This is a genomic window from Mycobacterium sp. SMC-21 (assembly GCF_045310825.1).
Classification (GTDB): Bacteria; Actinomycetota; Actinomycetes; order Mycobacteriales; family Mycobacteriaceae; genus Mycobacterium.
Genome location: NZ_JBJIAO010000007.1, coordinates 63,253 through 76,145, shown reverse-complemented (window position 1 = coordinate 76,145; position 12,893 = coordinate 63,253). Strand labels below are relative to the sequence as shown.

Annotated in this window: 11 protein-coding genes; 3 read left to right on the top strand and 8 right to left on the bottom strand. The window is 66.8% G+C overall.

From position 1 onward, the window contains the following. Positions 1 to 39 precede the first annotated feature (39 nt). The 3 genes from ACJH6H_RS09900 to ACJH6H_RS09890 all read left to right on the top strand — a co-directional run bounded on the left by ACJH6H_RS09900 (position 40) and on the right by ACJH6H_RS09890 (position 2,587). The gene (locus ACJH6H_RS09900) at positions 40 to 798 is read left to right on the top strand and encodes a pirin-like bicupin family protein (protein WP_061003827.1); all 759 of its coding nucleotides are present in this window, start codon (positions 40 to 42) and stop codon (positions 796 to 798) included. 170 nt (positions 799 to 968) lie between these two features. Continuing rightward, complete coding sequence (locus ACJH6H_RS09895) at positions 969 to 2,075, top strand: phosphodiester glycosidase family protein (protein WP_318984826.1); 1,107 nt, start codon at positions 969 to 971, stop codon at positions 2,073 to 2,075. After that, entirely contained in the window at positions 2,075 to 2,587 is a 513-nt protein-coding gene (locus tag ACJH6H_RS09890; RefSeq protein WP_133425781.1) for a hypothetical protein, read from the top strand. The genes ACJH6H_RS09895 and ACJH6H_RS09890 overlap by 1 nt, the downstream gene beginning before the upstream one ends. Before the next feature lie 119 nt (positions 2,588 to 2,706). Here ACJH6H_RS09890 and ACJH6H_RS09885 read toward each other — a convergent pair whose 3' ends face one another. The 8 genes from ACJH6H_RS09885 to ACJH6H_RS09850 form a co-directional block, all read right to left on the bottom strand. After that, positions 2,707 to 5,154: a hypothetical protein gene (locus tag ACJH6H_RS09885; protein WP_318984827.1), complete on the bottom strand. Its 2,448-nt coding sequence runs from the start codon at positions 5,152 to 5,154 to the stop codon at positions 2,707 to 2,709. Positions 5,155 to 5,564: 410 nt separating this feature from the next. Further along, complete coding sequence (locus tag ACJH6H_RS09880) at positions 5,565 to 6,407, bottom strand: mammalian cell entry protein (RefSeq protein WP_244602390.1); 843 nt, start codon at positions 6,405 to 6,407, stop codon at positions 5,565 to 5,567. Continuing rightward, the gene (locus ACJH6H_RS09875) at positions 6,374 to 6,937 is read right to left on the bottom strand and encodes a mammalian cell entry protein (RefSeq protein ID WP_133425779.1); all 564 of its coding nucleotides are present in this window, start codon (positions 6,935 to 6,937) and stop codon (positions 6,374 to 6,376) included. Before ACJH6H_RS09875 ends, ACJH6H_RS09880 begins: the two co-directional genes overlap by 34 nt. Further along, on the bottom strand, positions 6,937 to 7,908 hold the full coding sequence (locus tag ACJH6H_RS09870) for an RDD family protein (protein ID WP_260934516.1): 972 nt from the start codon (positions 7,906 to 7,908) through the stop codon (positions 6,937 to 6,939). Before ACJH6H_RS09870 ends, ACJH6H_RS09875 begins: the two co-directional genes overlap by 1 nt. Next, positions 7,905 to 8,549, bottom strand: a complete 645-nt coding sequence (locus ACJH6H_RS09865; RefSeq protein WP_260934518.1) for a hypothetical protein — start codon at positions 8,547 to 8,549, stop codon at positions 7,905 to 7,907. The genes ACJH6H_RS09870 and ACJH6H_RS09865 overlap by 4 nt, the downstream gene beginning before the upstream one ends. After that, entirely contained in the window at positions 8,519 to 10,078 is a 1,560-nt protein-coding gene (locus ACJH6H_RS09860; protein WP_226520320.1) for a virulence factor Mce family protein, read from the bottom strand. Before ACJH6H_RS09860 ends, ACJH6H_RS09865 begins: the two co-directional genes overlap by 31 nt. Positions 10,079 to 10,081: 3 nt before the next feature. After that, positions 10,082 to 11,269, bottom strand: a complete 1,188-nt coding sequence (locus tag ACJH6H_RS09855) for a virulence factor Mce family protein (protein WP_377041979.1) — start codon at positions 11,267 to 11,269, stop codon at positions 10,082 to 10,084. Beyond that, positions 11,269 to 12,888, bottom strand: a complete 1,620-nt coding sequence (locus ACJH6H_RS09850; protein WP_226520319.1) for a virulence factor Mce family protein — start codon at positions 12,886 to 12,888, stop codon at positions 11,269 to 11,271. Before ACJH6H_RS09850 ends, ACJH6H_RS09855 begins: the two co-directional genes overlap by 1 nt. Positions 12,889 to 12,893 lie beyond the last annotated feature (5 nt).

Genomic DNA, 12,893 nt, shown 5'->3' with positions numbered 1-12,893 from the left:
TAGCGACACCTAAGCTCACCGACAACGACAGGGGACGACATGACCGAAACAGTCGACATCCGTCGCGCGGCCGACCGCGACGCCACCCGCATCTCGTGGCTGGACTCGAAACATTCGTTCTCGTTCGGCGGCCACTACGACCCGGCCAACACCCACCACGGCCTGCTGCTGGTGAACAACGACGACCGCGTCGCCCCCGGCTCGGGCTTCGAGACCCATCCGCACCGCGACATGGAAATCGTCACGTGGGTGCTGCGCGGATCGCTCGTGCACCAGGACTCCACCGGCAACTCGGGCGTCATCTACCCCGGACTGGCCCAACGGATGTCCGCCGGACGCGGCATCCTGCACTCGGAGAAAAACGACTCCTGGCGCCTGACCGGCGCCGAATCACACAGCGAGCCGGTGCATTTCGTGCAGATGTGGGTGGTGCCCGACGAGTCCGGCAAGACGCCGGGCTACCAACAGCTGGAGATCGACGACGAGCTGTTGCGCGGCAAGCTGGTCACCATCGCCTCGGGCATGCCCGGACATTCCAACGACACCGCCATCACCATCGGCCAGCGCAACGCGGCGCTGCACGGCGCGCGGCTGGAGCCCGGCGACAGCGTCGAACTGCCGTCGGCGAAGTACCTGCACCTGTTCGTGGCACGCGGAGAGGTGGCTCTCGAGGGCGCCGGGCCACTGCAGGAAGGCGATGCCGTGCGGCTGACGGCGTCGGGCGGGCAACGCGTCACCGCCACCACACCGGCCGAGATTCTGGTGTGGGAAATGCACACCGATCTGCTCGGCTCGTAACCCTGCGCTCGTGGCCCCGCTCCGACTCCGGTCGGTAGCGGGGCCAATTGCTGTGTCCACCAAGGTGATTCATCCGTCATCGCCCCGTGATGCGGACGTGACCAAAGTTGACAGAGTGTTTGCTGTGGCTACGCTGAAGGTCGTTGTATCGGACCGGGGAAAGGGCCACAATGTCGTTTCTCGGGTCGAGTTCCCGACGCGGCGTCGTCCACCGCCTGCGGCAATTACTCACGCACACAACGGTTCTGACCCTGGCAGCCGGGCTGGCCGGCACCGCCGGGGCACCGGCAGCGCACGCCGCCGACGGCCGCTCGCTACTGGTCAACGCCATCACGAACTACCGCGGCAGCTTCCTGGTGTACAACTTCGGCGGCGACCACCCCGCGCCTTTGCTCAACGCCGCGGGCAACTGGTACGAGTCGGGCAACGGCGGCCATCTGCTCGTCATCAAAGCGGCGTCGCAGCGCATGAACCCGCGGCTGCTCGTCGACTCCCACCGCGGCATCCAATCCCGCTGCGAACGCGATCCCCGCGCCCGCACCGCCGAGGGACTGTGGCAGGCCTCCGAGGTCTTCACACCACTGGAGGCGTGGCAGGCGCTGGGCCGGCCCACCATCGCGGTGAACGCCAACTTCTTCGACATCCGCGGCCAGCAGGGCGGGTCGTGGACCTCGACAGGGTGCAGTTCGCCGCTGGGCGCCTACGTCGACAACACCCGCGGCCAGGGCCGCGCCAACGCCGCCGTCACCGGCACCATCCCCTACGCCGGCAAGCAGGGACTGTCCGGCGGTAACGAGGTGTGGACTGCGCTGAGCACCATGGTCATTCCGTCCGACGGCGCGCCGTACATGATAACACCAAGCAGCACAAGCGATTTCAACGCCGCAACCGGGGCGATCAACAACCTGGTGAACCAGGGCGCCCGGTTCGTCGCGGTCAGCGGCATCGGCCTGCTGGCACCTGGCGACACCAGCCAGTTGAACGACGGTGGCCGCAGCGCCGCCCGCACCGCACTGGCATACGTGCGGAGCCGCGACGAGATGTACATCTTCCAGGGCGGCAGCTACACGCCCGATCAAGTCCAGGACCTGTTCCGGGCGCTCGGCAGCGACACCGCCATCCTCCTGGACGGCGGCGGTTCCTCCGCCATCGTGCTGCGCCGCGACACCGGCGGCCGCTGGGCCGGATCCGGTACGCCGCGCGGTTCCTGCGACACCCCGGCAGTGCTGTGCGACTCCAGAGAACGCGCACTCCCCGGCTGGCTCGGCTTCGCCTGATGCGTCAGGCGCCAGGCCGTCGCTCCCCCGGTGCCGCAGGCACCGGAATCAGCCTTGGCGCCAGCGCTTTTCGACTCCTGCTCGATCTCGGAGCAGCCCGCCGGGGACGTTCCGCATCCGCCCGCGGCCTGGCGCGGCTCGTCCTCCTCGCCATGCGACGCCCACAGCGGCCCACCGCCACCGGTCTGGAGATCGAACGCTTCCCCGCGTGCCTGCGGATCGGATTGAAGATCGGCCTCCGTATCGGTCTCGGGCTCTTCTGCCTCGGGCTCGGCGTCGGGGTCTGTGTCGGGCTGTGCCTGTGGCTCGTGGGCCGGCTGCTCGTCGGCGTCGTCGTTGTCACCGGCCGACTGGTGAGGGCCCTGGGGCTTCGCGCGCGGGCCGGTGACGCCGGCCGAGTTGAATTGCAGCGGCACCGGATTCGGAGCGGCCGATCTGGTCAAGGCCACCGCCGCCGGGCCGGCGGCACCGTCGTCCGCCGGCGGCCTGCGCGTCAGGCCTGGTCCGCCTGACCCGACAACGTCGACTGCGAACCTACGCACACCCGCACTCGGGTTTTCACGACGTCAGTTCTCACTCAAAGACAAGAACGCCCGACGTGAATTCACGTCGGGTGTTCCTGTTGCCGGTGTCAGCCGGCGTGTGCGGCTGAGCCCCCGCCGGTGGCGGCGGTCGACTTCGCGGCGCTTTCCTTCTTCTGCCGCTTGGTCTTCGGGGTGTCCTTGGCGACCTTCTCGGACTTGTCCTTGCCGGCCTTGGTGTCCTTGGTGACCTTGTCGGTCTTCGCGGGCTTGTCGGCCTTCTTGTCCTTCTTGTCCTTGCCTGCGGTGGACGTGCCGTCCGCATCGTCAGCGGCGTGCTTCGGCTTCTTACCGCTGTCCGGCGTGGACGGGGTGCCTTCCTCGGCGGCGTGCTTGCCCGACGACTGCTCGGTGTCCGTCTTGGTGTCGGTCTTCGGGTCGGCCTTCGGATCGGTCTTGGTGTCCTCTGCCTTGGGCTCGGCCTTCGGGTCGGTCTTGGGATCTTCGGCGGCCGGAGTGGTGCCGGTCGTGTCCTCGGCCGTCTTGTCCTTGTCGCCGGCCGTCTGATCAGTGGCCTGCTTGCCGTCCTTCTTGCTCGTACCGGTGAGGCCGGTGAGGCTCGCCGACAGCGGCGCCAGTTTCGGCGTGGTCGACGGAATGTCGGTCGCGGCAGTCGGGCTGACGACGCCCTCCTTCGCCGCCAGCGAGTTGACCGTCGCGCCCTGCGTCAGACCGCCCAGCGTGCCCAGCACGCCGTTGAGCAGGTTCTGCACCGTGCCGGCCAGGCCGCCCAGCGGGTTGAAGCTGCCGAGCTTGCCGCCGGTCAGCAGCTTGATCAGCGCTTCGACTGCGTTGTCCGGCGCAGCGGTCGGGTTGGCGCTGAAGAACTCCTTCTTGAAGCCCGCGACCAGCGAGTTCATGATGTCCGCCGGCACCTTCTGCCAGTTGACGTTCGGGAACGAGAAGAACGGCGTCGGGGTGGCGGCGTCGTCCAGGGTGCGGCTGTAGGTGCCGTCCGCGTTGCGGACGACGTCGGTGTAGCCCAGGTTCACCAGGCTGGTCATGGCCGGCGCGAGCGCGTTGGCCAACTTGTAGATGGGGCTGCCCAGCGTGCCGAAGCTGACCATGTTCAGCACGTCACCGGTGAGGTACATCGGCTCCATCAACGGCAGCGTGTTCGTCGGGATCGTCAGATAGATGTTGACGGCCAACGGGTTTCCGGACAGCAGGCCACCGGTGAGGTCGCCCAACTGGCTGGTCAGCTGGTTGGTCAGGGTGGCGGTGGAGATGCCGCGCAGCAGGTAGGTCGGCAGGGTGCCGGCGACCAGGTTGTTGGCCAGGCTGAACGGGTTGGGCCACGCGGCCAGGTCCGAGAACGGCTGGTACTCGAGGGTGGCGTCGACCTTGATGGGCAGCAGGCTCGCACCGCCGATGGACAGCCCGGTGTTCAGCAGCGGGATGCCGCCGCTGTGTGCGGCCGCGACGTCCGGGGTGATCAGGTTGAGGCCGAGCAGGTCGCCGATCGGGTAGAAGCGCGCCAGCAGACCGCCGTTGGCGCGGCCCAGGTTGTTCAGCAGGATCAGCGGCAGGACGGTCAGGCTGCCCAGGATCGGGTTGGCGCCGCCATCGGTGGTACCGCCCGGCTGGTTGGACAGATCTGCCAGCACCTTCGAGTACGCCTGTCCGGCAGAGAACGCGCCGAGGCCGAAGCCGATGGTGATCGGCACCCGCACATCGATCAGGTCCAGGTTGTCCAGGCCGATGGCGTCGCCGACAAGGTTGATCGCCACCTGCACAGCCGTGATCAACGGGCCGAGGCCACCGAGGTTCCCGGCCCGGTCCAGCACCTCGTTGATGAGGCCCAGCGCGCCGACCTCGAGGTAATCGGTGTTGTTGATCGCGTTGGCCACGGCGTTCGCGGTGCCCGGCGTCCAGCCCAGGTCGAGCCCGGCGATCTTCAGCAGCGTGAACACCGGCCCGGCGGTGACGATGTTGACGCCCGGGACGTCCAGGCCACTCAGGTCCAGGATGTTGTCCAGGCTGATACCCAGAACGTCCAGCAGTCCGCTCAGGGTCACGTTGCCGTCGGCGTCCATGATGTTGAGTGCCTTGAGCAGCGGGACCAGCGCGCCCGTGAGGATCGGCCCCAGCGCCGCCTGCAGCAGCGGCTCCAGTCCGATCGGGATCACGTCGAGAATCTGCGACAGCAGATTCGGCGGCAGCTGGTTGATCAGGTTCGTGAGGTTGAGCCCGCTGAGGCCGCCCGCGGCGCTGAGCGCCTGCACGAGCGGCGGCAGGAGCGCCTCGATGCCGCCCTGGGCCAGGTTGTACGCCGCGTTGCCGACACCGAACGTGATATCCGGCAGCACGCCCGGCTCCGGGAACGGCGTGGTGAACGCCGACAGGTGGACGGCCGAGTGCGACGACGGCACCACCTTGGGGGCCGGCGGGTTCGGGACCGAGGCCGTGACCGTCATCGCGGTAGCTGTTGCGGCCGCCGCACCCAGCAATGCCGCCCGCTTTGCTTGAACGCGCCCAGCGCGATACGAAACTGCCATTTTGCCCCGTCCCCTCAGCCACCACAATTGGTTATCAACCGGACGGTAACATTAATGCATCGCAGCTCCAACATGCATCTTGACCAGCCGCTTTCCCAGATTTGGCAATCGGCTCCCGGAGGCTCACATCGGCCTTGGGTCGCCGCATCAGCAGCAAATTTTTGCCGCGTAAATATAGTTTGCTGGACGGCTCAAACTTCCCTCGCCCAGCAGTTCCACGCCTTGGCATATATTGACGCGACAGTTGCTGTGACGTCGTACTCATGCAGGTCCAAACGTGATTCAGGCCATAGTTGACAGCCGCCGACCGTCGCCGGCAGCTTCGCAACATAGGCAAAGGCCCGGTATTCACAGTGTGCTGACAGGCAGTACGCATCAATTCAGGCAAACGCGCTGCACAGACCCATCGGCTACAGCTGGGGCGTCAGATCCAATTTGGTCAGGGCACTCATCTGGCTGACCTTCCAGTCGGCCCCGGAGCGCTTCAGCGTCAACCGGTACGACAGGTAGCGGAGCGACGGGATGCCCTTGGTCAGCGGGCTGGTCGCGACCGAGTTGGTGTAGACGAGCGCCGTGGCCTGATTTGCACCGATACTTTCCACCGCTGTGCCCATAACCTTGGTCTGGTTGGTGACCTGAGCCTGCTTGTTGCTCGCAACGATCGAATCGACGAACTTGCGGTACTCCCCGGCGAAACCGCCGGCCAGATACTGCTGCGACCGGTCGGCCAGCTTGTCCATGTCGTCCGGCGAGTACGACCACAGCGTCGACACCGCCGCGGCAGCGGTCTTGGCGACCTCGAACTTGGCCTGCACCAGGGCACGATCCGCCAGGTACGGCTGCACCGCCGCGCCCGCAAAGGCCGAGGCCCCGACGAACAGCGCCGCCGCCACCGCGCCGGCGGCCAGCAGCTTGCGCCCGGCAGGGCGGTGCGGCACCAGCGTCACCGGCGCCGTTTCCACCTCGTCCGCGACCACCTCATCCGTCGCGTCGGCGTCCGCCTCGTCCGCGGCCGCCTCGTCCGCGGCCACCTCGTCCGTCGCGTCGGCGTCCGAATCTTCTTGTGCGGCAGTTTCTTCCGCCTGTTCGGCGGCAGCGTCGTCAGCCGGTGCGGCACCGGCGGTCTGATGCCGGGGCAGACGGTGCCTGCGCCTGGCCGCTTTGCCCTGCGGGGCGTCGGCCGTCCCCTGCGGAGCATCGGCCACAGACTCCCCGGGGGTCACATCACCGGATTCATGCGGCTGATCTTCCACTGCTGCCCTTCCTGCGTAGCCGTTACCACCCAACGCGAGCCACTTTCCACGGTCGCGTTGCCGTCCGGCGTCGTCGTCGTCAGCTTCATCGCGATCAGCACGTCGGCGCTGCCGTCGTCATTCCACCGTTGTACGCCGGCGTCTTCGACGGTTCCCTCCGCCGGTTGCGCGCGCGCCACCTGCATGAGGATCTGGTCGTGCTTGTCCTTGAACTGTTTGGCGAACTCGCCGGTGGACTGCCCCGCGATCTTCTCGACGTAGGCGTTGGCGTGGAACGGGTCGACCGCGGTGAAGCCCCTCATGAATTCTTTGACGTAGCCCAGCACGGCCGCCGACTTGGCCTGACTCGCCACGTCCTTCTCGTGCTGGACCAGCAGGTAGGTGCTGGCCGCGATCGCGGCGATCACCAAAACCGTTGTGACGCAGGCGATCACCGCCAACGCCACGCGGCGGGGCACCGCGGCCACAGCCTTGAAGTAGTCACCGGCGACGAAGCGCTCGGCAGCATCGATCTTGCGACGCGGACTCATCAGCGTCCTCCCCGCGGGCTCTTGAGCACCGTCAGATTCGACAACTGCCACTTGCCGTCGCCTGACTTCACGAACTCGACCCGCACGGTCGCGGTGATGAACCGCAGGGTGTTGGCGTCGACGCCGCGTTGCCCCTGCAGCGCGAGCAGCATGGTGGCCTGATCGGTTCCGGCGCTGAGGATCGCGCTGCTCACCGCGTAGTACTGGTTGGTCGTCGGTTTCTTGCTCACCGCCTGCTGCTGCTTGATCAGCTGGTCGCGGTAACCGTCGGTGACCAACGCCTGGGCGGTCTTGAAGTCGTTCTGATAGGTGTCGATGCCGTAGCTCAGGACGTGCTCGACGATCTTGGGACCCTGCTCGGAAATCTGGTGCCGCGCCTCGTCGACCGCGCGGTCGTGCCGGAACTGCACGCCGTAGCTCAGTCCCACCGCCGCCACACAGACCAGAGCACCGGCCACGAGCACCTGCCCGGCCCGCCGGCCGGGGTCCGCCGCGGGCGCCGGGGCGACGCGAACTTCGTGGTGCAGCAACAGATCTGCGAAAGTGCGGTGCCGCGGGTCCCAGAGCGGCCACAGCCAGCCCAGCAGCACCGCAACGGTATCCAACAGATGCGCGAGGTCACGCAGGACCAGTCGGCCCATACCGGCGGGAACGCCGGCCGGCACCCGCTCCACCCGGATGGCGAACAGCGAGCGGCCCAGGCTCCATCCGGTGATCGACGGCAACAGCCACCGGTTCACCAGGACCGCGGCCGCGGCCAGCGTGGCCACGGCGGCGTACGCCCACAGCGTCCATTCGGCCCGGGCGGCATAGCCCAGCAGGGCCATCACGGCGATGATCGCCACGCCCAGGAGCACGTCCAGCGCGAAAGCGCCGGCCCGCGCCGGCCACGAGGCCAACACCGGTGCCGCTTCGAACTCCGACCCCGTGCTCACTGCCTCGGCGCTCGTCGTCTCCTGACCAACCGTCACGAGGTGACCTGGTCGAGCTTGGCCACCTTGAACTTCCCGTCCACCGGTGCCATCTGCGCCCGCATCCGGTAACCGACTTCCTTGTCCTTCTCGGCGCTGTTGTTGATCTTCACGCGCACCGCCACCAGGACGTCGATGGACCCGTCATCGTTGTGCTTCTCGACGGCCGCGCGCATCTGCGAGATCTGCACCTGCACGTTGGCGGCCTTGTACGCCTCGAGCGTGATGCCGCTCATGAACGACGCCTGCGTCTGGTACGCGCCGGTGGCGCATTCGATGATCTTCGTCTGCGCGGCGATCATGGCCGACGTGTCGGGTGCCTGGGTGGCCGTGACGCAGTCCTTGGCCGCCGCGATGGCGGCCGTCTCGTTCGCCGCGAGCGCCTGACTCTCCCGATGCGATTTGAGCGCGAACCAACCGCCCGCGCCGACCGCGGCGGCCAGCACCACAAGCGCCAGGCACACCGTCAGGGCAATGCCCCGCCCGATCCGGGCGGGGCGCTGCGCACCCTCTGATTCACCGGTTTCACCCGGCGCCTCGATCGATTCCTCGGCAGACGGCTCTGTCGTCACCACGTCCTGGGACGTGACGTCCTGCTCATCGGTGGGGTTCAGCTGGCTGGTGCCAGCATCTCCTTCCATCCGTCGTCTCCTGGGTTGCTCGAGTTACTGACCGAATACTTCACACCGTTCGGTCCGACCACCTGACCGCTCTGCGGGTTGTAGGTGGCCTCTGGTCCTGCTGCCGGAGTGTAGAGGCACTTGTTGGGTTGCTGCCCGCTGCACTCCACCGTGCCCTGCCCCGGTGCGCTGATCGGGTCACTGGACGGCGCCGACGCACGCTCCGGCGGCGGCAGCATGTTGGCCGGCAGCGGGTTCATCCCGTTGTTGATCGACGGAGCCGGGATCACCTTGCCCGGGTCGACCGGCTGATCACAACGCGCGGCGGGGGCCGGGCAGTTCACGATCTGGTCCGGGGTGCCGTACCACGGGTTGGTGCCCAGCGGCTCGTACGGCTTGTTGTCGCGGCACTCCATGGGGCTCGCCGCGCGCTTCGCCGGGTTGTCCACACAGGGCAGGTTGCGCGAACCACGGACCGTGTTCTGGGCGTCCTTCGGGATCTTGCAGTACAGGCCCGACTCCAGCGGGGCGGTCGACGTGTCCGCCGGGGACCGCCACTTCGAGGCCGGCAGGAAGCCGGTGAGGCACGGCGGCGGCTGGTTGATGCCCAGTGCCAGGTTGATCGGGAGTTCCTTCTCGTAGACCGCGGTCAGCGAGTCGACGATCGGGCCGGCCATCGGCAGCACCACGAGCACCTGTTCGAGGCCCTTGTTGTAGCGCTTCAGCATGTCGAGCACGATCTCGACGTTGGCCAGCGACTGCGGCAACGCGTCACGGACCTCACCGAACACGGCGTTGAGCTGATCGGCCGTCGGCGCGCCCTGCTGGATGGCGTTGCGCAGCGCCGCGTCCTGCTGAGCCGACTGCGAGGCCAGCACATTCAGGTTCCGGGCCCACCGTGAAATGGCGTCACCGGACCTGACCTGACTGTCGATGATCGGGGCCGAGTTCTGAATGATGTCGTCGACCGAACCGAGGTTGTCCTTGAAGTCCCCCGCTAGCGCCTGGGTACCGTCGACGAGGTGCTGCAGTGACGGGCCGAGCCCGCCGACCGCCTCCGTGGTGTAGTCCAGCAGCGCGCCGATCTTCTCCTTCGGCAGCGAGGCGAGCGCGTTCTGTGTCGCGTCGAGAGCCGGACCGACCTCCTTGGGGACGGAGCCCTTGGTGATCGTCTGCCCAGCGGAGAGGTACCGCTTGGACGGGTTCTCCGGCGGCACCAGATCGATGAACTGCTCACCGACCGCGGACACCGAGTGGACGTTCGCCTGCACGTTGTCCGGGATGTCCACATCGTTGTTGACGTCCATGGTCACGCGCGCGCCGGTTACCGTCGGCTCGACGGCCAGCACCTTGCCCACCTGGTTACCCAGGTAGGTGACGTTGGCGGTCTTGTACAGGCCGCCCGAGTTGGGCAGTTCGGCGTACAGCCGATGCATACCCACGCCGAGGTAGGTCGGCAGCTTGAGGTACACCAGGGACAGCCCGACGAGCGCCGCCACAGTCACGATGCTGAAGATGATCAGCTGAATCTTCAGAAAACGGGTCAGCATCGGTCACTCCCCCCTTTCCACACGCGGGCCGCCCGGTGCGTTGGCCGGGTTCGGGGTGAATCGAACGTCCGGGATCATCGTCGCCGGGTCACGGCCCCACGACTGTTCCAGCGCCCGAGCCATACCCGACAGCCCGGTGCCGGTCAGGATGCCGTTGTCGATGGCACTCAGCGTCAGGTCGAGGTGCAGCGAGAGGTTCATGTAGTCGCCGCGGATGACCTTCGGGATGTTGTCGATCGGGAACGGCAGCGTGAACAGCAGCTTCATGGCCGGCACCAGGTTCGGCGACGTCTTGGCGATCTGCTTGAGCGCCCGCTGCAGCGTTGCGAGGTTGGTGTGGAGGTTCGCGTTGCTGTTCGACAGCGTGGTGTCCGACGCCTTCGACAGCCGGCCCAGCGCCAAGAGCGCGTTCGAGAACAGGTCCTGGGTCTTGTTGAAGTGCTCGATCAGCGGCGGCGTCTCGGTCAGCACCCGATCAAGGGTGTCGTTGCGATCCGCGACGACCTTCAGCAACGTGTCACTGGAGCGGATGGCCCGCGTAATGTCCTCACGCTGCTGATTGATCTCGTCCGTGAACGTGTCCAACCGGTGCAGGAACTCTTTGATCTGATCCGCGCGCCCGTTGAGGATGTTGTAGACCTCGGACTGGATCTTCTCGACGTTGGGCACACCGCCGCCGTTGAGGATTCCGGAGATACCGGCCAACGTCCGCTCGATGGTCGGGTACGCCGACGAGTTCTTCAACTCGATGGTGTCGCCGTTGCGCAGCGGTTGGGACGACGGGTCGGCCGGCGGGTCCAGCTCGAGGTGCTGGGCACCCAGCAGGCTGGTCTGCCCGATCTTGGCCTGCACGTTGCGCGGCAGGTTGATACCGGGGTTCAGATCCACCGTGAGGGTGGGCACCCAGTTCTTCAGCTCGATCGCTCGCACCCGGCCGACGAACACGTCGGCCACCCGGACCCGGCTGTTGGCGTTGAGCCCCAACGTTTCCGGCATCTGGACGTAGATCGTCGAATGGCCGGCCACCGTGCCCGGACCACCGGGCAGCGGCACGTTGGCGATACCGCGCCAGCCGCACGAGCTGAGGACCAGCGCCGCTGCCGACAGCACGCCGACCCGGCGGGCGTTACGCGCCCACCCACCGCGGTGCCGCGATGCCGAGGGTGACTTCGGCCCCATGGACCCGGTCATCATTGGCCTCCAACTTCGGCAGGAAGTGCGGGTCCGGCCGGCGCGGGCGCCGGAGCGGGTCCTGGGGCGGGCCCAGGTGCCATGGCACTCATCGGGCTCGGATCATTACCCGGTCGCGGCGGCGAGACCGGTCCCGGCTGCGGGTACCACGGCGGGGGCAGCGGGCTGCTCTCGTTGTAGGCGTTCGGCGGACCCGACATGTTGACGCCACCGGTCGGCGGAATGATGTCCGGGCCGCCCATGAGCTCGTCCAGCGACTCCGGCGTCAGCAGGTCCTGGGTCGACTGTCCGACCTTGAGTCCCTGCATGCCCGGTGCCGTGATCCAGCCCGCCTCGTGCTGGCCGTGTGACCACGGGGTGTCGGGCGAGAACACGCCCGGCACGGTCGTGTCCTTGTATCCGCCCGGGGGCTGCAGGCGCGGCTCTGAGTACGTGACCAACTTCGGCAGCGTCATGGCGGTGGTCGCCATGTTGATACCGAACGGCAGATAGTTGAACTTGATGGCGTCCATCACCGGGGCCAGGTACTGCGCGCACAGCTCCGCAGAATCCTGGTAACCCAACCGGCTACCGGCCTGGATCGAGCTGCAGATGAACTGCAACGGGTTCGAGAAGTTGGTCACGCCCGGCAGCACACCGGAGGCGATCAGACCGCCGGTCGCCGGCGAGTAGATGTTCTCGAGGTTGGCCAGGAAGTTCGGGTAGGCGTGCAACGCACGTTCCAGGCCGTCCCGCGGCTCCGGCTGCAGGATGGCCGTCGTCGCCTCGGACACGTTGTTGATGTCGTGGGCCAGGACGCTGCCGTTCTTGTCCAGGAAGCTCCGGGTCGTCGCCATGACCTGGTTCAAATCCTTGAGCGCCGACGCCAGCTCCTGGTCGGTGTTGGTGAACTTGTTCGTGAATGACGCCAGGTCGTTGTTCAGCGACACGAACTGCTGATCGCTCTGGTGCAGCGCGTTGACGAACACCGCCAGACTCTTGATCACCTGGAAGAAGTCGCCGCGTCCCTGGTTCAGGGTGTTCACCGCATCCGACAGACCCTTGAGGGTCTTGTTGAACTGCGCGCCCTTGCCCTCGAAGCCGTCGGCGAACGACTCGATGATGTCGCCGAACGGGCCCTTCGGTTGCTCCTTGGTCGGACCCAGTTCGGCGAGGATGCGCGTCAGCTGATTGCGCAGCTCGTCGTACTCGATCGGAATCTGGGTGCGTTCCTTCGGAATCACGGCGCCGTCAGCCATCGTCGGCCCACCGGTGTACGGCGGAGAGAGCTGAACTACGCGGGACGCGACGAGGCTCGGGTTCAACACCGACGCCGACGCGTTCTGCGGCACCTTGAAGTGATTGGAGTAGTGGAAGACGACCTTCATCTGATCGCCGTGCGGCTCGGTGGTATCGATGGCACCGACCTCGACGCCCATGATCTGAACCTTGTCACCCGGGTACAGCGCGAGTACCTCAGGGAAGTAGGCCGTCACCGTGGTGGTGGTCATCTTGCGGTACAGCTGCAGACCGAAGAAACCGAGCAGCACGATCGCCACGAGCGCGAGCGCACCACCGATGACCGTCCCCTTGGACAGGTTCGGCTTCTTGATGTTTCGGATGCTGAAAACAGTCGACATCGTGG

Coding starts and splice junctions, on each gene's coding strand:
- ACJH6H_RS09875 (WP_133425779.1), bottom strand. CDS start 6,937: ATGAGTCCGCGTCGCAAGATCGATGCTGCCGAGCGCTTCGTCGCCGGT.
- ACJH6H_RS09900 (WP_061003827.1), top strand. CDS start 40: ATGACCGAAACAGTCGACATCCGTCGCGCGGCCGACCGCGACGCCACC.
- ACJH6H_RS09855 (WP_377041979.1), bottom strand. CDS start 11,269: ATGACCGGGTCCATGGGGCCGAAGTCACCCTCGGCATCGCGGCACCGC.
- ACJH6H_RS09860 (WP_226520320.1), bottom strand. CDS start 10,078: ATGCTGACCCGTTTTCTGAAGATTCAGCTGATCATCTTCAGCATCGTG.
- ACJH6H_RS09895 (WP_318984826.1), top strand. CDS start 969: ATGTCGTTTCTCGGGTCGAGTTCCCGACGCGGCGTCGTCCACCGCCTG.
- ACJH6H_RS09885 (WP_318984827.1), bottom strand. CDS start 5,154: ATGGCAGTTTCGTATCGCGCTGGGCGCGTTCAAGCAAAGCGGGCGGCA.
- ACJH6H_RS09865 (WP_260934518.1), bottom strand. CDS start 8,549: ATGGAAGGAGATGCTGGCACCAGCCAGCTGAACCCCACCGATGAGCAG.
- ACJH6H_RS09890 (WP_133425781.1), top strand. CDS start 2,075: ATGCGTCAGGCGCCAGGCCGTCGCTCCCCCGGTGCCGCAGGCACCGGA.
- ACJH6H_RS09850 (WP_226520319.1), bottom strand. CDS start 12,888: ATGTCGACTGTTTTCAGCATCCGAAACATCAAGAAGCCGAACCTGTCC.